22 protein-coding genes are annotated in these 22,301 nt (G+C 61.0%); 5 read left to right on the forward strand and 17 right to left on the reverse strand.

What is annotated here, in order from left to right:
- Nucleotides 1-233: 233 nt before the first annotated feature.
- Nucleotides 234-1,136: a hypothetical protein gene (locus tag OKC31_RS05810; protein ID WP_270656483.1), complete on the forward strand. Its 903-nt coding sequence runs from the start codon at nt 234-236 to the stop codon at nt 1,134-1,136.
- Nucleotides 1,137-1,244: 108 nt separating this feature from the next.
- Entirely contained in the window at nt 1,245-1,709 is a 465-nt protein-coding gene (locus tag OKC31_RS05815; protein ID WP_270656484.1) for a CesT family type III secretion system chaperone, read from the forward strand.
- Nucleotides 1,710-1,805: 96 nt separating this feature from the next.
- Here the strand turns inward: OKC31_RS05815 and OKC31_RS05820 are convergent, their stop codons facing one another.
- Nucleotides 1,806-3,509, reverse strand: coding sequence for an amidase (locus tag OKC31_RS05820; protein ID WP_270656485.1), 1,704 nt, complete (start codon nt 3,507-3,509; stop codon nt 1,806-1,808).
- A 266-nt stretch (nt 3,510-3,775) separates the two neighbouring features.
- On the reverse strand, nt 3,776-4,873 hold the full coding sequence (aguA, locus tag OKC31_RS05825) for an agmatine deiminase (protein WP_270656486.1): 1,098 nt from the start codon (nt 4,871-4,873) through the stop codon (nt 3,776-3,778).
- Between the two features lie 156 nt (nt 4,874-5,029).
- On the opposite strand from aguA, the gene OKC31_RS05830 reads away from it, so the two are divergent.
- A complete protein-coding gene (locus OKC31_RS05830) occupies nt 5,030-5,983 on the forward strand; it encodes a LysR family transcriptional regulator (protein WP_033115874.1) in 954 nt (317 codons plus the stop codon).
- 106 nt (nt 5,984-6,089) lie between these two features.
- Here OKC31_RS05830 and OKC31_RS05835 read toward each other — a convergent pair whose 3' ends face one another.
- On the reverse strand, nt 6,090-6,656 hold the full coding sequence (locus OKC31_RS05835) for a TetR/AcrR family transcriptional regulator (RefSeq protein ID WP_005335495.1): 567 nt from the start codon (nt 6,654-6,656) through the stop codon (nt 6,090-6,092).
- Between the two features lie 199 nt (nt 6,657-6,855).
- Here OKC31_RS05835 and OKC31_RS05840 point away from each other — a divergent pair, with 199 nt between their 5' ends.
- Nucleotides 6,856-7,893, forward strand: a complete 1,038-nt coding sequence (locus OKC31_RS05840) for an alkene reductase (RefSeq protein WP_270656488.1) — start codon at nt 6,856-6,858, stop codon at nt 7,891-7,893.
- A gap of 99 nt (nt 7,894-7,992) precedes the next feature.
- On the opposite strand, the gene rpoS is transcribed toward OKC31_RS05840, so the two are convergent.
- The 10 genes from rpoS to putP form a co-directional block, all read right to left on the reverse strand.
- Entirely contained in the window at nt 7,993-8,976 is a 984-nt protein-coding gene (gene rpoS, locus OKC31_RS05845; RefSeq protein WP_005335504.1) for an RNA polymerase sigma factor RpoS, read from the reverse strand.
- A gap of 45 nt (nt 8,977-9,021) precedes the next feature.
- Entirely contained in the window at nt 9,022-10,092 is a 1,071-nt protein-coding gene (locus OKC31_RS05850) for a LysM peptidoglycan-binding domain-containing protein (RefSeq protein ID WP_043821617.1), read from the reverse strand.
- Nucleotides 10,093-10,101: 9 nt separating this feature from the next.
- A complete protein-coding gene (locus OKC31_RS05855; protein WP_204380696.1) occupies nt 10,102-10,683 on the reverse strand; it encodes a YqaA family protein in 582 nt (193 codons plus the stop codon).
- Nucleotides 10,680-11,297, reverse strand: a complete 618-nt coding sequence (locus OKC31_RS05860; protein WP_033113776.1) for a protein-L-isoaspartate(D-aspartate) O-methyltransferase — start codon at nt 11,295-11,297, stop codon at nt 10,680-10,682. The genes OKC31_RS05855 and OKC31_RS05860 overlap by 4 nt, the downstream gene beginning before the upstream one ends.
- Before the next feature lie 4 nt (nt 11,298-11,301).
- On the reverse strand, nt 11,302-12,063 hold the full coding sequence (surE, locus tag OKC31_RS05865; protein ID WP_270656489.1) for a 5'/3'-nucleotidase SurE: 762 nt from the start codon (nt 12,061-12,063) through the stop codon (nt 11,302-11,304).
- Entirely contained in the window at nt 12,044-13,102 is a 1,059-nt protein-coding gene (truD, locus tag OKC31_RS05870) for a tRNA pseudouridine(13) synthase TruD (RefSeq protein ID WP_110303495.1), read from the reverse strand. Before truD ends, surE begins: the two co-directional genes overlap by 20 nt.
- The gene (gene ispF, locus OKC31_RS05875; protein ID WP_005335518.1) at nt 13,102-13,578 is read right to left on the reverse strand and encodes a 2-C-methyl-D-erythritol 2,4-cyclodiphosphate synthase; all 477 of its coding nucleotides are present in this window, start codon (nt 13,576-13,578) and stop codon (nt 13,102-13,104) included. The genes truD and ispF overlap by 1 nt, the downstream gene beginning before the upstream one ends.
- A 146-nt stretch (nt 13,579-13,724) precedes the next feature.
- Entirely contained in the window at nt 13,725-14,417 is a 693-nt protein-coding gene (ispD, locus tag OKC31_RS05880) for a 2-C-methyl-D-erythritol 4-phosphate cytidylyltransferase (RefSeq protein ID WP_110303496.1), read from the reverse strand.
- Nucleotides 14,410-14,727, reverse strand: coding sequence for a cell division protein FtsB (gene ftsB, locus OKC31_RS05885; protein WP_005335520.1), 318 nt, complete (start codon nt 14,725-14,727; stop codon nt 14,410-14,412). The genes ispD and ftsB overlap by 8 nt, the downstream gene beginning before the upstream one ends.
- A 208-nt stretch (nt 14,728-14,935) precedes the next feature.
- On the reverse strand, nt 14,936-16,453 hold the full coding sequence (gene putP, locus OKC31_RS05890; RefSeq protein ID WP_005354514.1) for a sodium/proline symporter PutP: 1,518 nt from the start codon (nt 16,451-16,453) through the stop codon (nt 14,936-14,938).
- Nucleotides 16,454-16,780: 327 nt separating this feature from the next.
- Between putP and OKC31_RS05895 the strand changes: the two genes are divergently transcribed.
- Nucleotides 16,781-17,674 (forward strand): VirK/YbjX family protein, encoded by an 894-nt coding sequence (locus tag OKC31_RS05895; RefSeq protein ID WP_270656491.1) that lies wholly within the window; start codon nt 16,781-16,783, stop codon nt 17,672-17,674.
- 69 nt (nt 17,675-17,743) lie between these two features.
- Here OKC31_RS05895 and OKC31_RS05900 read toward each other — a convergent pair whose 3' ends face one another.
- From OKC31_RS05900 to OKC31_RS05915, 4 genes are all read right to left on the reverse strand, one after another.
- Nucleotides 17,744-18,670, reverse strand: coding sequence for a L,D-transpeptidase family protein (locus tag OKC31_RS05900; protein WP_005354531.1), 927 nt, complete (start codon nt 18,668-18,670; stop codon nt 17,744-17,746).
- Between the two features lie 187 nt (nt 18,671-18,857).
- Nucleotides 18,858-20,099, reverse strand: coding sequence for a mechanosensitive ion channel family protein (locus OKC31_RS05905; RefSeq protein ID WP_270656492.1), 1,242 nt, complete (start codon nt 20,097-20,099; stop codon nt 18,858-18,860).
- 143 nt (nt 20,100-20,242) lie between these two features.
- On the reverse strand, nt 20,243-21,442 hold the full coding sequence (locus OKC31_RS05910; RefSeq protein ID WP_005354534.1) for an acetate kinase: 1,200 nt from the start codon (nt 21,440-21,442) through the stop codon (nt 20,243-20,245).
- A gap of 221 nt (nt 21,443-21,663) precedes the next feature.
- Nucleotides 21,664-22,134, reverse strand: coding sequence for a YhcH/YjgK/YiaL family protein (locus OKC31_RS05915; protein WP_270656494.1), 471 nt, complete (start codon nt 22,132-22,134; stop codon nt 21,664-21,666).
- Nucleotides 22,135-22,301: the final 167 nt, after the last annotated feature.

Below are 22,301 nucleotides of genomic sequence, written 5' to 3' on the forward strand. Positions count from 1 at the left end.
TTTAATTCAGAGCCACAATCCACACCAACAGCGGCGTGCGCAGCGGCACCATTAGCTTGCTGCCGGTGGACTCAACGCCGAGGCAACACAGCAAACTGTTACCCTCACACACAGCCAACACAGACCAGCCCCAAACTAAAATAGTGCAACCATGGCTAATAAACGCCGTTTTCACTGACGGGTATGATGCAGGCCAGATGTATCGCTTGTTAGTGAGATAAGGAACCAAGGTCATGGCTATTCATGGAGCTACCCCGGTGATGTTGAAGGCTATCGACAGCCTGCAGCTCGCCAACGTCAATCCCGGCAGCAATCAGAAGCTTGCCCTTCATCTGGGTGAAGGCAAGGAGTACACCATTCATATCGGCAAGAGTGGGGATGTCTCCGTACAACGGGACCTGGCCCATTTAAGCACGCTGGGCCGCATCAAAAATGCGGTGGTCGATTTCTTTAGCCGCGCCACCACCAAGGGGGAGAGTGCGCTCACCACCCGGGCCACTCAAATTCAGTCCGAGGTGCAGCGGCAGCTGACCGAACTTGGCCAAGTCAAGAAGATTGTGAAGCAAGCCTTTAACCAGCCCGTCAACGAGTTCAAGAACGAGGCCCAATATCTGAAGCCGGGTAGCGATCCCAAAACGGCGACCATGGCCGACATCACAGATGCCAACAAGAAGCGCCTCGGTCTGGAGAGGCTGGATAAGGACTCACTGAGCTTTGTGCAGCAGCACTTCTCCAGCTTTATCAACGGTAAAGATGCCATCTTCAGCATGCTGAGCAGTCGGGTGATCGAGCGGACGATCGCCCTGCACGAGTCACTCTCGGGTGAGGCACTCAGTTCGGCGTTGAATACGCTGGGCCATGAATCGGAGGCGTTCAACGCCAAGGTCAATGCCGAGTTCAATCGCAGCTTCGTCCAGCTGTTTGAGCAAAGAGCCACCGCCGAGCTGGACGCCCTGACCGAGGCAAACACCCGCGCCAACAAGACCTCACCGCTGGTCGAAGAGCGTACTGGCTCATCGGACGGGGAGAACGTCGCCGCCAAGATGAAGAAAAGCGTGCGCTTTAACGACAATCCGGTGAGCGATGTCCGGATGTTCGAGCTGGAAGAGGGCCGAGCACTCAATATCAAGGTGTAACCCTTGCCATAAATATGGATGACGGCCCGGCCCGCTCGGTGGCGGGCCGTCTCTTTATGATCTTGCCCTGCCCCTTCGAAGACGACCGGGCAACCGGACTGGAGTGTTGTGTTGGATATCTATCAGAAAATCGTGGCCGAGCTGTCGGTCGAGCCGCTGGCCTTCGATGAAAACGGCGTCTGCACGTTCGAGATCCAGCGAGCAGCAGAGGAAGCGAGCGCCCCCTTTGTGGTCAATATCGTGGCTCAACCCGACGAGATGGCACTGGTGCTCTCGGTGACCACGGCGAGCGATCTTCCCGAGCGCCTGTCGCGCGAATTGTTCCTGCGCTTTGGCGAGCATGCCCTCGCCCCCTTGCGCCATGGCTACGGGGTCGGCATCTATCCGGGCACCGAGCGGGTATCGTTTTTCTCCCGGATAGCGCTGGGGAGCTATCGTCCGCAGCAGATCAGGGAGCGCCTCGCCGATCTGCTGGAGAAGGCCCACGAGTGGGAGGCCAGCTTGTTCCAGGATGAGCAGACCCCGCCTGTGACAAAAAGGGAAATGGGCGCGGGCCAGAACATCCGGGTGTGATGGCCAAAGCCAGAACATGGACGAAAAAAGAGGGAGGCATAATGCCTCCCTCTCTCTTTGTGCCTGATCTAACAACTATCAGGCCAGCTGTAGCGATCAAACCAACGGCGGCGTCCGTGGCGGCACCATACGCTTGCTGCCGGTGGATTCGAAGGCCGAGGCGAAGCGCAGCAGGTTGTTGTCGTCATAGGCGCGACCGGCGAAGGTCAGGCCCACCGGCATACCGATATCGGCCATGATGCCCATGGGGACGGTGACGGTCGGTACGCCGAGGTGGCGAATGGCAAGGTTACCGTTGGCAACCCAGATGCCGTTGCTCCAGGCGATATCGGCGGAGGCCGGATTCACATCCGCGTCAGCCGGGCCAACATCGGCCACTGTCGGGAACAGCACGGCGTCGAGCTTAAGCCCGTCCATCCAGTCTTCCAGATCCAGCTTGCGGGTCTTCTCCAGACCGCGCAGACCGTCCGGCACTGTGGCGATCTCGTCCCAGGATTTCAGGCCGCGCTTGGCCATATTGACGTACTCGTCCATGCCCGCCGCCAGATCGCCCTCGCGGTTCGGCAGGGTGCCCGGATCGTGGGGGAAGATCTTCGGCCCATCGACATCCTCAAGCTTGTTCAACTTGGGATCGCCGTTGGCGCGCAGGAAGTCGTCAAACGCCCAGCCGGATAGCTCCCACAGCTCGTCATTGAGAAACTCCGGGCTCACGATGCCGCGATTGAACACGGTCGGCGCGCCGGGTCGGTCCCCTTCGCAGTTGGAGACCAGCGGGAAGTCCACTTCGATGACTTCGGCGCCAGCGGCTTCCAGCGCCTTGCGCGCATCTTCCCACAGGGCAATCACGGTCTCGCGGGTATGGATGCGCTGACCTGTCGGGCCGCCGATGCCGGGGTTTTCGCTGGTGCCGGCCAGTTCATCCTTGTTGATAAACATGCGCGGTACGCCGAGGCGCTTGCCCTTGAGGGCATCGGGCTTGGCAGCCAGATCCAGATAGGAAGCCGGACGCACTTCGGAGGCCTTGGGCAGCTGCACCCAGGGCTGCATGCGCCACAGATCGCCACGGGTGTCGGCATCGTCGGCGACCACTACGTCGAGCACTTCCAAGAGATCGTTCATGGTGCGGGCATAAGGCACCACCACATCCATGGTCGGAGTCAGCGGCCAGTTGCCGCGCACCGAAATCACGCCACGGGATGGGGTGTAGGCACACAGACCGTTGTTGGAAGCCGGGCCACGGCCGCTCGACCATGTCTCTTCCGCCAGACCAAAGGCGGAGAAGCTGGCGGCGGTGGCAGTACCGGCGCCGTTGGAGGAGCCGGAGGCAAAGGGCGCGGTCAGATAGTCGGCGTTGTAGGGGCTCTCGGCACGGCCATAGACGCCGCGCTGCATGCCGCCATTGGCCATCGGCGGCATATTGGTTTTGCCAAGGCAGATGGCACCGGCGGCGCGCAGGCGCTCAACGGTAAAGGCATCGCGCTGGGCCACCAGCTCCTTGAAGGCTGGGCTGCCGGAGGCGGCGGTCAGCCCCTTGACCAGATAGCTGTCTTTGGCGGTGTAGGGGATGCCGTCGAGCGGGCTCAGGGTCTCGCCACGGGCGCGGCGGGCATCGGAAGCCTCGGCCTCTTTCAGCGCATCGGGATTGGCGACCACCACGGCGTTGAGTTTGGTGGCAGTCTCGGGGCCGTTGTAGGCCTCGATCCGGGCCAGATAGGCCTTGACCAGTTCGACCGCTGTGGTGCGGCCTGATTCGAGCGCGGCACGCAGCTCGGCAATGGAAACCTCGGTCACTTCGATCATGGGGATCTCCTGTAAAAGGGTGACTGTTTGTCATGATGATCGCCGCATCTGCGCCTGCGACCATCACACCATCAAGAGAGAAAACCCCACGGCGTGGGGTTTTGAATACCAACCTCAGCTGGCGTAAACCGGTTTACGACCCGTCGCGAGAGGCCGTCAGCAAGGTGAAGAGCAGCGCAGGAACCGGAGCGTATAAACATACGTGAGGCTTCCGAGCAGCACATGAGCCTTGATCACGGTCTCGCAGCAGGATCGTCATCCGGTTCTTATTTGCCGGAGGGGATCTGCTGAGTAATGCAGTGAATATTGCCACCGCCCAGCAGGATCTCGCGAGCCGGTACGCCGATCACTGTGTGCTCCGGGAAGATCTCTTCCAGAATGCGCTGGGCTTCGCCATCGGTGGCGGCATCCAGCAGCGGGTAGACGATGCGATCGTTGGTGATCAGGAAGTTCACGTAGGAACCGGCCAGACGGCCTTCTGCCTCGCGCGGCACACCGCTGCCGCTCTCGACGCCGGCAGACTCCTCTTCAGTGCAGAACAGCGGGCCCGGCTGGGGCAGCTTCCACACTTTCAGCTTGCGACCCTTGGCATCGACCGCCGCTTCCAGCACCTTGAGGGCGGCCACGGAGCGGACGTACTGGGGATCGTTCTGATCGTCAGTCCAGTGCAGGGCCACTTCACCCGGACGCACGAAGCAGCACATGTTGTCGATGTGGCCGTCGGTTTCGTCCATGTAGACACCTTCGTCCAGCCAGATAAAGCTGGTGACGCCCAGATAGTCGCGCAAGTGCGCTTCGATCTGATCTTTGGTCAGGTGCGGGTTGCGGTTTTCGTTGAGCAGGCACTCGGCGGTGGTCAGGCAGGTGCCTTCGCCATCGACATGGATGGAGCCCCCTTCCAGAATCAGCGGCGCGTCGTAGCGAGCCATGCCGTGCTGGGCCAGCATCTGGGCAGCGACCTCTTCATCCTGATTCCACGGGTAGTAGAGACCACCCTTGTGGCCGCCCCAAGCGTTGAAGCCCCAATCCACGCCACGGCACTCGCCGGCAGCGTTGGTAACGATGGTCGGGCCGGTATCGCGGGCCCAGCAGTCATCGCTGTCCATTTCGACCAGAGTGACGTGGGCGGGCATGATGGCGCGGGCCTGCTCCATAAACTGGGCCGGCACCCCCATAAAGACCGGAGTCGCGCCACCGATGGCATCGGCCACCTTGGCGAAGGTCTCTTGCGCGAAGCGACCGGCTACGCGCCAGTTGTCCGGGCGAAACGGCCAGATCATCCAGACGGCCTGCTGGTGCGCCCACTCGGCGGGCATGGTGAAGCCGTCGGCGGCCGGCGTGGAGTTAATGGTCTTGATGCTCATCGCAAGGCTCCTTGCATGGATTGAGGCCCCCGTTTACGCCCGATGCGGCGCGGGAACCCGGAAAAATAAGAGTGGGTCGCAGATTAAGACGTTGCGCCCCCATCCATCAAATGAATAGGATGGATTGTCCCATAAACACGGCGAATAATCCCCCCCATGAAACTGCACCAGCTCGACCTCAATCTGCTGCTCGCGTTTGACGCCCTGATGACGCAGGGCAGTGTCACCCGCGCCGCCGAAGCGCTCTTTATCAGCCAGCCCGCCATGAGCCACTCCCTTAACCGGCTGCGCACCTTTCTCGGCGACCCGCTTTTGGTACGCACCCCGCAGGGGATGCTGCCGACCCCGCGTGCCCAGCGGCTGCATCTCGGGGTGCAGCAGGCACTGCGGCTGCTGGAGCAGCAGCTCACCGAGGAAGAAGAGTTCGAGCCGAGCCAGTCGAAGCGGCGCTTCGTGCTCTGCACCACAGATTACGTGGAGTGCGTGCTGATCCCGCCGCTTATTCAGCGGCTCAGACGGCTGGCGCCGGGGGTCACCATCGAGATCCGCATCCTGCGCGACACCCTGCCCGAAGCCGAGCTGGCAAGTGGCGAGATCGATCTGGTGCTGGGCTTTGACGAGTACATGCAGGTGCCGGGGTATCTGGGTAAAGAGACCTGGCTCACCGAGCCGCTGGCCGGGCTGGTGCGCGCCGATCTGCCCATTGCCAAATCGGCCCCCGCCGGTGCCGAGGATGACCCCTCCCAATGGCAGGAGCGCATCACCTTGCAGCAGCTTATCGCCATGCCCCACGTGTTCCACTCGCCGCTGGGCACCTCGGAGGCGAGCCTCGACCGCTATCTGAAGAGTCAGGGCTTTAGCCGCACCATCTCGGTCAACAGCCAGAGTTATATGTCCGCCGCCGCCATCGTCAGCCAGAGCGATCACCTCTTGGTGCTGCCCAGCATGGTGGCCGAGCTGCTCGCCACCCACTGGCCGCTGAAAAGCCTGCCGCTGCCCGAAGATGTGCCGGATTATCACCTCAACTGCGTCTGGCACCCCGTTCATGCCCAGCAACCGGCGCTGGTATGGCTGAAAGATTTGATGAAGGAGCTGGTGGGGCCGAGGTAAGGCCGCGGCGTATGGCAACAAAGGTTGATGGAAAAGCCCAGCAAGGGCTGAGACCAGAAACAACAGTGGCTCCCGAGGGAGCCACTGTTGTTTCTGCGGTATCGCGTTACGCCCGCAGGGCCCGCATCAGTTGGGCGACCACGTCGTCGAGCAGGGGACGATCGGGGCGGCACTGGGCGAAGGTGACCAGCCCTTGCAGGTTGATCAGCAGCAGGGCGGTGAGGGTGTGGATATTGCTATCCGGGGCCAGTTCACCCTTGGCCTGCGCCTGTGTCAGCAACTCGGCCAGATCCTGCTCCAGCTCGCCGTAGATCCCCTTGACCCGCTGGGTCAGCTCTTCATCCTGTTCGCTCAGCTCCATCATGGTGCGGGTCACCAGACAGGAGCCGCAGAGCGCCTCCCCTACAATCCGGTCGAGATAGGCCGCAAGGCCCGCCAGCGGGCTCGGGTTGTCGAGCAGGGAGCGGCGCAGGGTGCGTTTACCCTCGACATAGTGATCCACCGCCGCCAGCAGCAGGCCGCGCTTGTTGCCAAAGGCGCCGTAAATGCTGCCCGGGTGCAGGCCGGTGGCTGCCACCAGCTCCTGCATGGTGGTTTTGGCATATCCCTTGGCGCGAAACGCTTCCATGGCATTTCGCAGTACCTCGTCCCGATCAAACTCGGCTATGCGCATGGTTCCTCCCGTGGGAAATGGTTCACCGGCAAGGGGCAACAGAGCCCGCCGATAAAGAGTGGCTGGAAAGGGCGGCAAGTTTACCCCAGCCGCCCGCTCGGGCCAACCTTCTTGAACGTGCATTCAAAAAAAGCTTGCGCCCGAGGCAAAAAACGTCTTGAATGCACGTTCAAGAATAACCCGTTCAGGACAACCTATCATGAATACCCTGTTTCAGCCGTATCGACTCAATGACACTCTGACCCTGGCCAACCGTTTCATGATGGCCCCGCTCACCCGCTGCATGGCAGGCCCAGGTCTGGTGCCGACCGAGCAGATGGCAGCCTATTACGGCCGCCGCGCCGACATCGGCCTGATTGTTTCCGAGGCCGTCATCATCCGCCCCGACGCGCAGGGCTACCCCAATACCCCGGGCCTCTTCACCCAGGCTCAGATCGATGGCTGGAAGAGAGTGACCAGCACCGTGCACGCCAAGGGTGGCAAGATCTTCGCTCAGCTGTGGCACGTCGGTCGCCTCTCCCACCCCTTCTTCCATCAGGCTGAAGTGCTGGCCCCCTCTGCCGTGGCGCACGAGGGCACTGTGCCCCGCATGCGCGAGCTGACCTATCAGGTGCCACGCGCCCTGACCGAGGCCGAAATCGCCCAGCTGGTACTGGATTACGCCCAAGCCGCAGCCAACGCCATCGAGGCGGGCTTTGACGGGGTGGAGATCCACGGTGCCAACGGCTACCTGATCGACCAGTTCCTGCACCACTCCACCAACCTGCGCGCCGACAACTACGGTGGCAGCCCGGAAAAGATGAGCCGCTTCGCGCTGGAAGTGGTCGATGCAATCAGCGCCCGCATCAGCGGTGATCGGGTTGGTATTCGCCTCTCCCCGGGTGCCTATGTCCATCTGGCGGGCAGCCCGGAAGATCGCGCCGTGTTTGACTACCTGCTGGGCAAGCTGAACGATCGCCCGCTGGCCTATATCCACCTCGGCATCTTTGATGACAACCTCACCTTCGATTATCTGGGTGGCCGCGCCTCCGACTATCTGCGCGCCCACTACAAGGGCAATCTGGTCGGGGTGGGCAACTACGACGCCGAGCGCGCCGCTGCGGCCATCGAGGCTAACCGCTTCGATCTGGTGGCTATCGGTCGTCCGCTTATCGCCAACCCGGACTATCTCGCCAAAGTGAAAAATGGCGAAGCACTGGTGCCCTACGCCGACACCATGCTGGCTGAGCTGGTATAACCGCGAAGCCATCGCCAGACGACAGGCAATAAAAAACGAGGGGAGCTGTTGCTCCCCTCGTGCTATCTGGCTGATGCGCTGATCAGTTGGTGCGGATGCTTAATTGGTACGAAATAGCGCCTCGATGGAGAGCCCCTGGCTCAGCAGGATCTCCCGCAGACGGCGCAGCCCCTCCACCTGGATCTGGCGTACCCGCTCGCGGGTCAGGCCAATCTCGGCCCCCACATCCTCGAGGGTAGCGGGCTCGTAGCCCAGCAGACCGAAACGACGGGCCAGCACTTCCCGCTGCTTGGGATTGAGCTCCTCCAGCCAGTGGACAATGCTGCTGCGCATATCATCTTCCTGTGACTCCAGCTCAGGCCCCATGCCGCGCTCGTCGGAGAGCACATCCAGCAGCGCCTTGTCGCGATCGCCGCCTATGGGGGTGTCCACCGAGGTGATCTTCTCGTTGAGCTTGAGCATGCGGTTCACGTCATCCACCGAACGATCCAGCGCGAAGGCGATATCCTCGGCGGTCGGTTCATGATCTAGACGGTGAGAGAGTTCGCGCGCGGTGCGCAGGTAAACGTTTAACTCTTTGACCACATGAATGGGCAGACGGATGGTACGGGTCTGGTTCATGATGGCCCGCTCTATGGTCTGGCGGATCCACCAGGTAGCATAGGTAGAGAAACGGAAGCCGCGCTCGGGGTCAAACTTCTCGACCGCACGGATAAGACCGAGGTTGCCCTCTTCGATAAGATCCAGCAACACCAGGCCGCGGTTGTTGTAACGACGGGCGATTTTCACCACCAGTCGCAGGTTGGACTCGATCATGCGCTTGCGGGCGGCTTTGTCACCGCGCAAGGCACGACGGGCGTAGTAGACTTCCTCTTCGGCAGTGAGCAGCGGGGAGAAACCTATCTCCCCCAGATAGAGTTGCGTGGCATCCATCACCTTGTTCAGCTCAGGTGCCAGCAACTCATCGGAGATAGTCTCGTCCGCCTCGGCGGCTACCTCCTGCAACTCTTCTACCTCGTGAGATTCGGGTTCAGCGTCAAACTCTAACTCTGCATCCTGCATTACCAGTTGTTCTTGGCTCATGGTGTGTCTCCCTGACGTTACCAGAGTAAGACGGTCTCTCTGGGGTTAACGCTTTGGCAAATAGCTCATCGGATTGATCGACTTGCCTCTGTACCGGATCTCGAAATGCAATCGCACATCCGGCGCGTCCGTGCTACCCATGTTGGCAATGACCGAGCCCCCCTTGACGCTGTCCCCTTCCTTCACCCGCAACTCGTCGTTGTGTGCGTAAGCGGAGAGATAGTCATCATCATGCTTGAGGATAATCAGCTTGCCGTACCCCCTTAAAGCACTGCCAGCGTATACCACTTTACCGCTGCTGGCGGCGTAGACGGGTTGCCCCTTCTGGCCGGCTATGTCGATCCCCTTGTTACCCTGTTCTGCAACAGAGAACCCCTCGACAATCCGGCCTTTTGCGGGCCAGTGCCAAGCAAGTCTCGACTGGGAGTTGTTTGTTTTTTGTTCTTTGACCTGAGCGTATTCCTTCGGTGCTGCCGGAGCAACGGATTTCTGAGAGATGAATGGCGTGGTCTGACCAGATCCACTCGGCTCGGCCAACGGACGCGGACCGCTGCTCGGACGACTCACGGCCACCGGTGTCACGGTGGCCGGACGAGTCGCAGCCACCATCTGGGTCGAACCGCCGCCTGCAGTCTGGACATTGAGCACCTGACCCGGTTGCAGCGCATAGGGGGCGCTCAGATTGTTGCTCTGGGCCAGCGCCTGCGGCGTCATGCCGAACTGGCGGCCGATGCTGCTTAGGGTATCGCCGCGGCGCACCTCATAGGTACCGGCACTGCGGCTGCTGCCAACACTGGCGCTGGAACCATCGAGTCGCAGTCGCTGCCCCGGATAGATGTTGTAGGGCGGGCTGATGTTGTTGAGGCTGGCCAGCGACGGCACGTCGTTGCCGGAGTTGAAGGCGATAGAGTAGAGGGTATCGCCCCGCTTCACCACATAGCTGCCGCCCTGAATGGGGGCGCTGACCTGGGCACCGCTTTGGCGAGCCGGAATGGTCGAGACAAACTGCCCCTCATCAACACCATCTACCGGAGCTGCATTTTTACTGGAGGAGCAGGCAAGCAGCAGCCATGACAACACCACGACACTGCTTCCTTGCCAAATACGCGAACGCATAATGGATCCTTAACGACTAAACCAGAAATAGGCCACCACGGCCAGACCAATACAGAGCCAACCGAGCACATCAACATAGTGCATCAGTTTGCGTTCCATCTTCTCGCCACCCCAGCGCATCAGGCCCGCAACCAGGAAAAAGCGCATGCCACGACCGATGAGGGAGGTGATGATGAAGGGCAGCAGAGCCATTTGCAACAACCCTGCCGTCACGGTAAACACCTTGTAGGGGATAGGGGTGAAGCTGGCAATGAAAATGACCCAGATCCCCCACTGCTCAAACCAGTTGCGAGCAATCTCGATCTTGTCCTGATAGCCCACAGACTCCACCAGTGGCAGCACGACCGGATCCCAAAGGGCATAGCCAAGGGCATAGCCAAACAGGGCGCCCAGCACAGAGAAGAGGGTGGCCAGCGTGGCGTAGTGCCACGCCTTGTGGGGCTTGGCGAGCGCCATCGGCGCCAGCATCACATCCACCGGGATCGGCCAGAACACCGACTCGATGAAAGCGGTGATGGAGAGATACCAGGGGGCGTATTTGTGGCGCGCCCACTGCATTACCAGCACATACAAACGGGAAAACAACTTCACTCAACATCTCCGTCGATCAGGGGAACAAAACGCACCGGTTCCAGAATTCGGCTGGTCAGCTGGGAGCCGGAGCGTTCAATCAATTGCAGGGTCTGCTGGCTGTCACCCACCGGCAACACCAGCCGACCGCCATCGGCCAGCTGATCGGTGAGCGCCGTCGGGATCTCGCTCGCCGCCGCCGTCACCAGAATGGCGTCGTAAGGCCCCTTGTTGGGCCATCCCAGCCAGCCATTACCGTGCTTGGCCGAGACATTGTGCAGATCAAGCTGGCGCAGCCGGCGTCTTGCCTGGAACTGCAGCGACTTGATCCGCTCCACGGTATAAACGTGCTCCACCAGATGGGCGAGGATCGCCGTCTGGTAACCGGAGCCAGTGCCAATCTCCAGCACATGGGCCGGATCATTTTGCATCAGCAGCTCGGTCATTCGCGCCACCATGTAGGGCTGCGAAATGGTCTGGCCATGGCCAATGGGCAAGGCGGTGTTGTCCCACGCCTTGTGGGCCATGGCCTCATCCACGAATAGCTGGCGCGGCACTTTCGCGATGGTCGCCAGTACGCGAAAATCGCGAATATCCTGCGCAATGAGCTGATTTAACAGGCGCTGTACTATCACACCCTCATCCCTGCAGATCTAACCAGGCCCCCAGACCAGCGAGACTGTCATAGGCAGTCATGTCAATGGTCAGGGGAGTTATCGAGACATAACCCTGCTCGATGGCAGCAAAGTCGGTTCCTTCTCCTGCATCCTGCTTGTCGCCGGGAGGGCCAATCCAGTAGATGGGTTGACCGCGGGGATCCTCGGTGCGGATCACCGACTCCGCCCGATGGCGATTGCCAAGGCGGGTCACTCTGATCCCCCGGATCTGCTCAAGCGGCAGGTCAGGTACGTTCACATTGAGGATCTGATCCGCTGGCAGGGGGTGCTTCATCAACCCCTTCACCAGCAGGGCCGCATAGTGGGCCGCCGTGGCGAAATGGGTCTTGCCCACCAGCGAGATGGCGAGGGAGGGATAGCCAAGGTGGCGCCCTTCGGTCGCAGCCGCCACAGTACCGGAGTAGATGACATCATCCCCCAGATTGGCACCGTGGTTGATGCCGGCCACCACCATGTCAGGCTCGGGGCGCACCAGCTCGTTGACCGCCAGATGCACGCAGTCGGTCGGCGTCCCCTTCACCGCATAGCTCTCGCACCCATTAAAGCCGTTTTCTGCAATGCGGGTAACCCGCAGCGGTACTTCCAGCGTCAGGGAGTGACTCGCGCCGCTGCGGTTGCGATCCGGCGCCACCACAATGACCTCGCCGCAGGCGCGCAGCGCCTCGCTGAGGGCACGAATGCCCTCGGCATGCACACCATCATCATTACTGACCAGAATTCGCATCGGTCTGATTCCTGAAACCGTGATCGGCCTCTTCGGCCTGCATTAACTCGCGCACCACGCTGGTGGCAAACGCGCCCGCCGGCAGGAAGAAGGAGAGGGTCAGCGCCTCGCCGTCCAGCTGCCAGCTCATCTGCTCCGGCTTGAGCAGCAGGGGGCGCCTGTCCTGATCCAGCCCGGCTTTCTCCAGCCCGTCACACCAATCGCTGTAAGGAGCCAGCACGCCCTGTTCGAACTCGGCAGCGGCACCCTGACTGGCCAAACGGCCACGGCCCCACTGGGGCGCAGTCAGCTGCACGTCGCCGGAGGCAAGACGCGCTTCCAGCTCGGGGGTCACGCTCTCTTCGCTGAAGATGGAGTGGCTGCCCTTGAGCATCACGCAATCACCGGCCAGCAGCTGATGAGCCAGCCCCTGCTCGATACGGGCGCTGACAATGGCGTTGAACAGCATGCTGCGGGCGGCAGAGAGGTAGAGGGAACGCTTGTTGCGATCCTTGATCCGCTTGCCGGCAAACATCGCCTTGGCCGCTTCCAGGTTGTTGCCATCGCGGCCAAAACGCTGCTCACCATAGTAATTGGGCACGCCCTGAGTGGCGATGGCCTGCAGGCGCGCTTCCAGCCCGTCAGCCTGTTCCAGAGCGGTGAGACGCAGGGTGAAGTGGTTGCCCTTGAGGTAGCCGACCCGCAATTTGCGGTTGTGACGCCTGGCTTGCAGGATCTGGATGCTGTCGCTCTCGATGACCGACAAGTCCGGCTCGGCCTTGCCTGGCAGGTGAATGCCAAACCACTGCTCTGTCACCGCGTGGCGATCCTTCAGGCCCGCCCAGGTCACCGCATTGCGGTTGACTCCGGCCGCATCGGCCAGCAAACCCGCCACCCAGGCGGTGTTCTCGCCGGTTTTGCGCACCCGGACGAAGATGTGCTCCCCTTCACCGCAAGGCTCAAAGCCGAGATCTTCATTGACCACGAAGTCGGCGGCCTCGGCCTTGAGGATACCGCGGGCAGTGGGCGCCCCGTGCAGATAGGCAAGTTGTTCCAGCATTATTGTTTCACCAGTAGGACGACGGCTTCGGTGGCGATCCCTTCCTTGCGCCCCGTAAACCCAAGCTGTTCGGTGGTGGTCGCCTTGACGTTCACCCGGTTCAAATCACATTGCAGATCGGCGGCCAGCACGGCGCACATGGCGTCGATATGGGGCGCCATTTTGGGGGCCTGGGCGATGATGGTCACATCCAGGTTGCCGATGGCATACCCCGCCTTCTGTACCCGGGCAAAGACATCCCGCAGCAGAATGCGACTGTCGATCCCCTTGAACTCGGCAGCGGTATCGGGGAAGTGGCGACCGATGTCACCGGCACCGATGGCCCCCAGCAGGGCATCGCTCACCGCGTGCAGCACCACGTCGCCGTCGGAGTGGGCAACCAGCCCCTGCTCGTAGGGAACCGGCACGCCACCCAGCATGCAGGGGCCAACACCACCAAATTTATGGACATCAAAACCATGACCAATGCGCATCATCAGCAGCAACCTCCCAACATGCTGAAACCAACCCCATCAATTTTGTGTACGTCCACACCATGTCCAATCAGGATCATGCTAACTCCTTGTTCGGGCCTGTTTGTTCGAGACACTCTGCTCTGAACGGTCTGTTCTGACTGAGGGGCTTATGCCTGCTGGCTTAAAAACAGCCCCGCCAGCGACAGGTCTTCCGGCCGGGTCACTTTGATATTGTCGGCGCGCCCCTCCACCATCCGCACCGTGAATCCGGCCCGCTCCATGGCGGAGGCCTCGTCGGTGATGGTGGCGCCCAGCAGCAGCCCCTCTTCCAGCGCCCGCTTCAGGGCACGGGTCGGGAACATCTGCGGCGTCAGGGCATGCCAGAGCTGCTCGCGCTCGACGGTGGCGATGATATTGCCCTCCCCATCGGAGCGCTTCATGGTATCGCGCACCCGACTGCCGAGAATGGCGCCGCCACAGCCCATGGCCGCAACAATCAGCGCATCGAGATCGCCGTGAGTCAGGCAGGGACGGGCCGCATCGTGCACCAGCACCCACTCCCCTTGCGCCACATGGAGGCCATTGAGTACGGAGAAGGCGCGCTCGGCGCCTCCCTCTACCCGCACAATGCGCGGGTCGGCCGCCACGGGCAGGGCCTCGAACCAGCGATCATGGGGCGCCAGCGCCACGATCACCTGGGCGATGGCCGGGTGGGAGAGCAGCCGCTCCAGGGTATGTTCGAGAATGGTTTTACCCGCCAGTTGCAGGTACTGCTTGGGGCAATCGGCCCCCATCCGGCTGCCGATACCGGCGGCAGGGACGATCGCCGTCAGGCCGGATACCCGGCTGGCATCAGTCATCGTAGGGCTCATCGTCCGGCGCTGTCTCTTTGTCTTTCTCTTTGGGGATGATCCGGTAGAAGGTCTCCCCCTGCTTGATGTAACCCAGATCGTTGCGCGACAACTCCTCGATGGCCTCGAGGCCAGAGGTGAGATCATCTATCTCGCGGTAAATGAGGTCGTTACGATCCTTGAGAGTCTGGTTGTCCCGCTGTTGCTGCGAGATGGCCTCCGACAGGTTCTGATAATCGGATAGCCCGTTCTTCCCCAGCCAGAGGTCATATTGCAGTCCCCCCAGCAGGAGGATCAGGATCAGGGTGAATAGCCGCATGCACTAGGTCTCCTTCAGGCGGCCTAGTGTCCCATATTCGGTGCCAAGACAAAAGAAAGCGAGCACCCGGGAGCCACCGGCCGAACATAAAAAAGTGCCCAAGAGTGAATCAGATAGCACAAAGCCCCGCCAAACCGGTGCAAGGATGGCCAACCAGGGCGCTCCTTGTCCGGGGGCGGGGCTCTCAATCAGAAAGCGGTAAGGGGGATCAGTTCACCGCGACCGGCTCTCCCGCGCTCTCGGCCGGAGTGTTGTACTCCTCCTCGGCATCGCGGAAACGCTCCAGCATCGCTTTTGAGGGCGCTTCGCCCAGCAGACTGCCCACCACGATGGCCAGCAGCGCAAACAGGAAGCCCGGGATGATCTCATACAGCCCCAGCCAGCCGAACTGCTTCCAGACGATGACGGTGATGGCTCCGACCAGCATGCCCGCCAGCGCGCCGTTGCGGGTCATTCGCGGCCAGAGCACGGAGAGCAGCACCACGGGACCAAAGGCGGCACCGAAACCGGCCCAGGCGTAGCTCACCAGCCCCAGCACCCGGTTTTCCGGATTCATGGCGACGGCGATGGCAATCACGGCGATCAGCAGCACCATCAGGCGACCCACCCACACCAGCTCACGCTGGGAGGCGTTCTTGCGCAGGAAGGGCTTGTAGAGATCCTCGGTGATGGCGCTGGAGCAGACCAGCAGCTGGCAGCTTAGAGTGCTCATCACCGCCGCCAGAATGGCGGAGAGCAGCACACCGGCGATCCAGGGGTTGAACAGGATCTTGGAGAGTTCGATAAAGACCCGCTCCGGGTTGCCGGTCACTCCAGCCGCCACTTCCGGGAAACGGGCGAAGTAGGCCAGACCGAAGAAGCCGATGGCCACCGCGCCTGCGAGGCAGAACACCATCCAGGTCATGCTGATGCGGCGGGCATTGGCCATGGAGTGGTGGGAATCCGCCGCCATGAAGCGGGCCAGAATGTGGGGCTGACCGAAGTAGCCAAGGCCCCAGGCCATCAGCGAGACAATGGCGATCACATCCAGATTCTTGAACATGTCGAGGTTGGTAGCGCTCTTGGCGGCCACCTCGATCATTGCGCTATCCACCCCGCCGACGGCGATGATGACGAAGACAGGGGTCAGGATCAGGGCGAAGATCATCAGGGTCGCCTGCACCGTGTCGGTCCAGCTTACCGCGAGGAAGCCGCCGAAGAAGGTGTAGGTAATGGTGGCGGCGGCACCGACCCAGAGGGCGGTGTTGTAATCCATGCCGAAGGTGCTCTCGAACAGACGGGCACCGGCCACCACGCCGGAGGCGCAATAGATGGTGAAGAACAGCAGGATCACCAGCGCAGAGAGAATGCGCAGCACCTTGCTGTGATCTTCAAAGCGGTAGGTGAAATAGTCCGGCAGGGTCAGGGCATTGCGGTTCTTCTCGGTATGTACCCGCAGGCGACCCGCTACCCAGCGCCAGTTGAGGTAGGCGCCGATGACAAGACCGATGGCGATCCAACTCTCGGAGATGCCGCTGACGAAGACGGCGCCGGGCAGCCCCATCAGCAGCCAGCCGCTCATGTCGGAGGCGCCGGCAGAGAGAGCGGTAACCCAGCTCCCCATCCGGCGGCCGCCCAGAATGTAGTCATCAAAGTTGCGGGTGGCGCGATAGGCGACGAAGCCGATCAACACCATTCCGAGGATATACACCAGGAAGGTGATTAACATGGGTGTGCTAGCTGTCATGCAAAACTCCGTTTTGTGTCATTTTCTGCCCGCTCTGGTGACGGGCTCATCCCTAAAAAAACCGGCCTAGCTTAATCAGCCGTTCGCGCCAGCTCAACCACTTTTAACAAACACAAAACACAATAAAAACCTTTACGCATCAAATCATCTGTCGCATCAAGAGGATGGCGCCAGATTTCCTGCCGTGGCCATGACAGTCATCTCGCAGCGCCAGCCGCTACTGAGCGTTATGTTTTCACATTTTGTTACTATCCATTTTTTTACAAGCCAGCGCCCCGCTCCTACACTCCCCGCCCTGTCTCATTACACCAGTCAGAGGTCGGCACCATGTCATCTCATCTGTCACACCTGCGAACCCTCGCCCGCCGCCTTCACCCGGTGGAGGAGTCGGGTCATCTCATCCGACGGGCCAAGTATGTGGGGCGTCTCTGGCTCAATCCCGGCGCCCGCGCCCTCTATCGTCAGCAGCAGGAGCAACCGCTGCTGGCGCAGGCGATCAGCCGCTTCCCCGATATTCTGGAAAAGCCGATCCACCCCTATCGCCACAAGGGGCTCAGCAAGCGCCTGCGAGCCGGACTTATCAGCGGCCACTACCAGCAGCTGGCACGTCAGCTGCCCAAGGCGCAACAACTGGCAATCTACAGCGGGCGCGGCCTGCTGCTGGCCCAGTGGCAGAGCGACAAGCTGACAGCCCCCCTCACCCTGCAACTGGATTACCAAACCCACATGGGCAAAGAGGGGGAGATGAGCCTGACCCTCAAGCTGGGTGACGCGGCGCTCTATTACATGGCCCTCAATCTGCGCCCCGCGCCGAACCCGACCCTCGAGATCTGTTCGCTGCAGGGCGGCAAGGGGCAGAGCGAGGAGATCAAGCTGGTCACCAAGGCGTGCGGCGGGCTGCGCCCCATGTCCCTGCTGGTCTATATGGCCGCCGAGCTGGCCCGGGGGCTGGCGTGCAAGAGCCTGCTCGGGATCCGCACCCAAAGCCACGTCTATCAGAGCAGCAAGCGCACTGCCGATCGGGTCAAGTTCGATCTCGACGGTTTGTGGCAGGAGCATCAGGGCTGCGTGCAGGATGAACTCTGGATGAGCCTGCCGCTGGAGGTGCCCCGCAAGACACTGGAGGAGATCCCCTCCCGCAAGCGGGCCAGCTACAAGGCGCGCTATCAGCTGCTCGATCAGCTCGGCAGCGAGCTGCAGGCAAATCTGCTGCGAAGCTGAGTCAACGCAGCAGAAACAAAAAGGGCGAACAGCTTGCTGTTCGCCCTTTGTCATGACGGGGATTTGCCGTTAGCGGTTGATCGCCATCGGCATGCCGTTGCGCTGCTCCAGCGCCTGCTTCACCAGTTGGGAGTCGCTGTCGGCGTGGGCAATGAAGCGGGTCACCGCCGGGGTCATCGGCAGCGGTGCCGGCAGCTTGGAGTTGAACTCCTCTTCGCTGCGCGACAGCGGCTGGTGCACTTCCAGATAGCGGACGCCGTTGGGCTCGAGAGAGGCCTTGATCGGCTGGTTGACGAACTGGACGCGAGTACCGACCGGTACCTGCTTGAACAGATAGGCGATGTCGTCGTTGCGCAGACGCACGCAACCGTGGCTCACCCGCAGGCCGATGCCGAAGTTGGCGTTGGTGCCGTGGATGGCGTACATCTTGCCGATGTAGAGGGCAAACAGACCCATGGGGTTGTCCGGGCCAGCTGGCCATACCGCAGGCAGGCTCTCGCCACGGGCGGCATATTCGGCATGCATCTTGGCGGTCGGGGTCCAGGTCGGGCCCGCTTTCTTGCGCTGCACGCTGGTCACCCAGTTTTCCGGAGTATCGGTACCGAGCTGGCCGATGCCGATGGGCAGCACTTCCACCACTTTTTTACCCTTGGGGTAGTAGTAGAGGCGCATCTCGGCCACGTTCAGCACGATCCCTTCACGGGGTGCATCCGGCAGGATCAGTTGCTGGGGGATCACCAGCTTCTCGCCGGTCTGTACCAGCAGGGGATCCGCATCGGGGTTGGCTTCGGTCATGTTGGTCAGCCCCAGCTGGAATTTGGCCGCAATGGCCTCCAGCGGCTGGCCGTTCTCTTCGGCCGGAACCACGTATTCCAGATTTTCCCCTACCAGACGGCTGTTGGCCGCAGGCAGAGCATATTCAACAGCGAAAACCGGCGCAGCGGTCAGCAGCAGGCTGTAGCAGAGTGTTGCCACACTATTGCGAAGGAGCTTCATAACTTTCCCATGATGATGACTTGAAGTGACGTCTCTGGGCTGGCAGCTGATCAAGAGAGGATCAGGGGCGCGAAGAGAAGGCCGCCATTTTTCTCCTCTGCACGGCAAATTTCAACTGACAAGTGGCGACGGGTCGATGATTAATATGCGTTTTTTTCCGCGTCCCCGACCCGTCCGGTATCCCTGTTTATCCCCGTTGCCAGGCACGCATGTCGTAACCTGTGGGAGATTGGTGCAACCGCAGATGAAATTGCTCAATGATGGCGAAGATATGGTCGAAAATATCGGCCTGGATCCCTTCGTAATCGGCCCATGCGGTAGTCGCGGTGAAGCAGTAAATTTCCAGCGGCAAACCGTCTGACGTGGGCGCCAGCTGACGCACCATCAGGGTCATGTCCTTGCGAATGCCGGGGTGGGCGCGCAGGTAGGCATCCAGATAGGCGCGCAGGGTACCGAGGTTGGTGAGGTGACGACCGTTGATGGGGCAGCTCAGGGCATCGCTCAGCTGCTGGTTGTAAGCGCTCAGCTCCTGCTCCTTGCGACTGAGATAGGGAGCCAACAGTTGCGCCTGCTTGAGCTGCAACTGCTCCTCGGCCGTCAGAAAACGCACGCTAGTCATGTCGATATTGACGCTGCGCTTGATGCGGCGGCCGCCCGACTCGGTCATCCCCTGCCAGTTCTTGAAAGAGTCGGAGATCAGGGCATAGGTGGGAATGGTGGTGATGGTCTTGTCCCAGTTCGATACCTTGACCGTAGTAAGCCCGATGTCGGTCACCTCGCCATCGGCGCCGTACTTGTCCATCTGCAGCCAGTCACCGACGCTCAGCATCCGGTTGGCGGAGAGCTGGATCCCCGCCACCAGCCCGAGGATGGGGTCCTTGAACACCAGCATCAGCACTGCGGTCATGGCACCCAGACCGCTGAACAGGAACAGCGGCGACTTGCCGAGCAGCAGGGCGATCATCAGGATGCCCACCAGAATGCTGCCTACCAGCTTGGCCCCCTGGAAGATGCCGCGCAGGGGCAAATCCCGACCAAGGCGGGAGTAACGGCTCACCGACAACAGGCAGTCGAGCAGGGCGAAGAAGGCCAGCAGCAGGAACAGCAAGATCCAGAGCTGGGCCACCATCTCGATAAGTTTGAGGCTATCTGATTGGCGAGGCAGCCAGATCTCCGCCTGACCGAGCAGCACGGCCCCCTGCAACACGAAAGCGAGCCGGTTGAAGAGGCGCTGTTGCAGCTGGGGCGGCAGCCATACCTGCTTGGCCTTGCCGAGGATCCCCACCAGCCGGACCAGCAGTACCCGGTGCAGCGCCATGTGCAGCAGCAACGAGGTGATGACGATAAAGCCCAGTGCGATCACCAGCGCCATCATGCTGGTCACTTCCACCCCAAGGCCCGACAACCAGTTAAAAAACGCCTCTTTCATTGCTCTCTCCCGAACCTGGCAGCCTGCTGGCTGCAAAAACAGTGGTGGTCAGGGTACCGCTCCCCTCCCCCATGTCAAATCGGCGTACGCCAGAAATGACAACGCCCGGCACAGGCCGGGCGTTGTTTCAAAGCGAGGCTGACTTAGCAGACCAGGCTCAGGGCATCGCGAGCGATGACCAGCTCTTCGTTGGTCGGGATCACCATGGCGCAACGGCTGTCGGCGGTGGTGATGCGACCTTCGCCACCCAGTACCGCGGCGTTGTTGGCCTCTTTGTCCACCTTGAAGCCGAACAGCGCCAGACGGTTCAGCACCATCTCGCGCACCATGGCGGCGTTCTCACCGATACCGCCGGTGAAGACCACTGCGTCCAGACGACCGTCCATCGCAGCGGCGTAGGCGCCGACATACTTGGCCACACGGTAGGTGAAGACATCCAGCGCGCGCTTGGCTCCGGCGTCGGTAGCGTAGTTGGTGGTGACGTAGCGGCAATCGCTGCTCGCTTCGGTCATCCCCAACAGACCGGACTCACGGGTCAGGGTGTGATTGATCTGCTCCACGCTGTAACCGAGCTGGTCGTGCATGAAGAAGACCACGGCCGGATCGATATCACCGGAGCGGGTACCCATCGCCAGACCTTCCAGCGGAGTCAGCCCCATGGAGGTGTCTACGGATTCGCCGTTCTTGATGGCGCAGACAGAGGCACCGTTACCCAGGTGGCAGTTGATGATGTTCAGTTCATTCAACGGCTTGCCCAGCTCTTTCGCGGCTTCTTCCGCGATGTAGCGGTGAGAAGTACCGTGGGCACCGTAACGACGGATACCGTGTTCGCGGTAGAGCTTGTGCGGCAGCGCATAGAGGTAGGCCTCTTGCGGCAGGGTCTGGTGGAAGGCGGTGTCGAACACGGCCACGTTCTTCTCGGACAGCTGCGGGAACACTTTCAGCGCGGCGCGAATACCGATGAGGTGGGCCGGGTTGTGCAGCGGGGCGAACGGAATGGCGGCTTCGATACCGGCGATCACGCCGTCATCAATGCGCACGGAGCGGGAGAACTGCTCGCCACCGTGTACGATTCGGTGACCGATGGCCACCAGTTGCTCGGCAAGAGTCGGATCCTGCGGCAGGATGTGACCCACGATATGGTCGAGGGCCTCCTGGTGAGCGGCACCCGCTCCCAGCATGGCTTCGCCCTTGACCCCGTGGAGTTTCCATTTGATACGTGCATCATCCAGATTGAAGCATTCGGCCAGGCCGGACAGCATGTCCTCACCTGTTTCGGCGTCCATTACGGCAAATTTCAGGGAAGAGCTACCGCAGTTAAGGATCAATACCAACTTGCTCATTTTCTACATCTTCCTGTGCTTCGGCTTTATGCCGACAGTGTCGTGTCATCCAAAAGAGGATGGGATTCCCCTGCCGGGGGCTTATGGTCGCAGGAGGGTGCGTCCAATTTTTCAATTCTTGCTCTTGAAAGAGTGATCGCAACTTGTGGTGCGTATCACTGGTTTCAATGCTTGCGAGTCTCAACGCATCAGCTGCGCAGGGCTCGCTTTAATGGGAGTGCTCAGGCGATAGCCAGCAGATCCTTGTGTACCTTGACCACCAGCTTCTTCACCTTGGCGGGCTGATTGAAGGTACAGAGCGGGCGGTGCAGTTCGCCCGGCCAGAAGATGGCGAAATCGCCCGGTTGCAGCGCCAGATAGCTGGTCTGCTCGTCATCGACAAACCAGAGGTCGGGATGGGGATGGTCGGCGCCGTCGCTCACGTAGTCGTGGGGGCCCACACCTATCCACTCTTCACCGCACAGCAGCAGCTGGATATCGAGATACTGCTGATGGAATTCGCCACGGCGATCCGCGGCTGGCTCGGTCAGATCCTCGCTCACCAGACAGAACAGGTTGAGACCATCGATCTCGGTCTTGCCGAGCGGAGCGTCACCCCAGTGAGCCACGCTCTTCACCACCTCAGCCATAATGCGGGCCAGCGGGGCGGGCAGCGGCGTCCGCTGCAGGGTGTTCAGGCTACCGGTGATCATGGCGTCTGTTTCCTGTTAGGTATATCTTGGCGGCATCTTTGCCAGCCAATGAAAAAGGACCAGTGACAGGTCCTTCAATAATGCCGTCTGCAATCCGTGCAAACCGGTTTAGAGCTTTTGCTCATGTTCAGCTATATGGGCACTGTTACACACTCGTCAGCACCTTG

Source organism: Aeromonas sp. Y293-4 (genome assembly GCF_027705905.1).
GTDB lineage: Bacteria > Pseudomonadota > Gammaproteobacteria > Enterobacterales > Aeromonadaceae > Aeromonas > Aeromonas veronii.

What these genes read in the sequence shown, in the direction of transcription:
- OKC31_RS05905 (WP_270656492.1), bottom strand. Translation starts at nt 20,099, where the DNA reads ATGAAAGAGGCGTTTTTTAACTGGTTGTCGGGCCTTGGGGTGGAAGTG.
- OKC31_RS05810 (WP_270656483.1), top strand. Translation starts at nt 234, where the DNA reads ATGGCTATTCATGGAGCTACCCCGGTGATGTTGAAGGCTATCGACAGC.
- OKC31_RS05830 (WP_033115874.1), top strand. Translation starts at nt 5,030, where the DNA reads ATGAAACTGCACCAGCTCGACCTCAATCTGCTGCTCGCGTTTGACGCC.
- OKC31_RS05835 (WP_005335495.1), bottom strand. Translation starts at nt 6,656, where the DNA reads ATGCGCATAGCCGAGTTTGATCGGGACGAGGTACTGCGAAATGCCATG.
- OKC31_RS05895 (WP_270656491.1), top strand. Translation starts at nt 16,781, where the DNA reads ATGTCATCTCATCTGTCACACCTGCGAACCCTCGCCCGCCGCCTTCAC.
- aguA (WP_270656486.1), bottom strand. Translation starts at nt 4,873, where the DNA reads ATGAGCATCAAGACCATTAACTCCACGCCGGCCGCCGACGGCTTCACC.
- OKC31_RS05840 (WP_270656488.1), top strand. Translation starts at nt 6,856, where the DNA reads ATGAATACCCTGTTTCAGCCGTATCGACTCAATGACACTCTGACCCTG.
- putP (WP_005354514.1), bottom strand. Translation starts at nt 16,453, where the DNA reads ATGACAGCTAGCACACCCATGTTAATCACCTTCCTGGTGTATATCCTC.
- OKC31_RS05910 (WP_005354534.1), bottom strand. Translation starts at nt 21,442, where the DNA reads ATGAGCAAGTTGGTATTGATCCTTAACTGCGGTAGCTCTTCCCTGAAA.
- OKC31_RS05850 (WP_043821617.1), bottom strand. Translation starts at nt 10,092, where the DNA reads ATGCGTTCGCGTATTTGGCAAGGAAGCAGTGTCGTGGTGTTGTCATGG.
- ispD (WP_110303496.1), bottom strand. Translation starts at nt 14,417, where the DNA reads ATGACTGATGCCAGCCGGGTATCCGGCCTGACGGCGATCGTCCCTGCC.
- surE (WP_270656489.1), bottom strand. Translation starts at nt 12,063, where the DNA reads ATGCGAATTCTGGTCAGTAATGATGATGGTGTGCATGCCGAGGGCATT.
- ispF (WP_005335518.1), bottom strand. Translation starts at nt 13,578, where the DNA reads ATGATGCGCATTGGTCATGGTTTTGATGTCCATAAATTTGGTGGTGTT.
- OKC31_RS05900 (WP_005354531.1), bottom strand. Translation starts at nt 18,670, where the DNA reads ATGAAGCTCCTTCGCAATAGTGTGGCAACACTCTGCTACAGCCTGCTG.
- rpoS (WP_005335504.1), bottom strand. Translation starts at nt 8,976, where the DNA reads ATGAGCCAAGAACAACTGGTAATGCAGGATGCAGAGTTAGAGTTTGAC.
- truD (WP_110303495.1), bottom strand. Translation starts at nt 13,102, where the DNA reads ATGCTGGAACAACTTGCCTATCTGCACGGGGCGCCCACTGCCCGCGGT.
- OKC31_RS05820 (WP_270656485.1), bottom strand. Translation starts at nt 3,509, where the DNA reads ATGATCGAAGTGACCGAGGTTTCCATTGCCGAGCTGCGTGCCGCGCTC.
- OKC31_RS05915 (WP_270656494.1), bottom strand. Translation starts at nt 22,134, where the DNA reads ATGATCACCGGTAGCCTGAACACCCTGCAGCGGACGCCGCTGCCCGCC.
- ftsB (WP_005335520.1), bottom strand. Translation starts at nt 14,727, where the DNA reads ATGCGGCTATTCACCCTGATCCTGATCCTCCTGCTGGGGGGACTGCAA.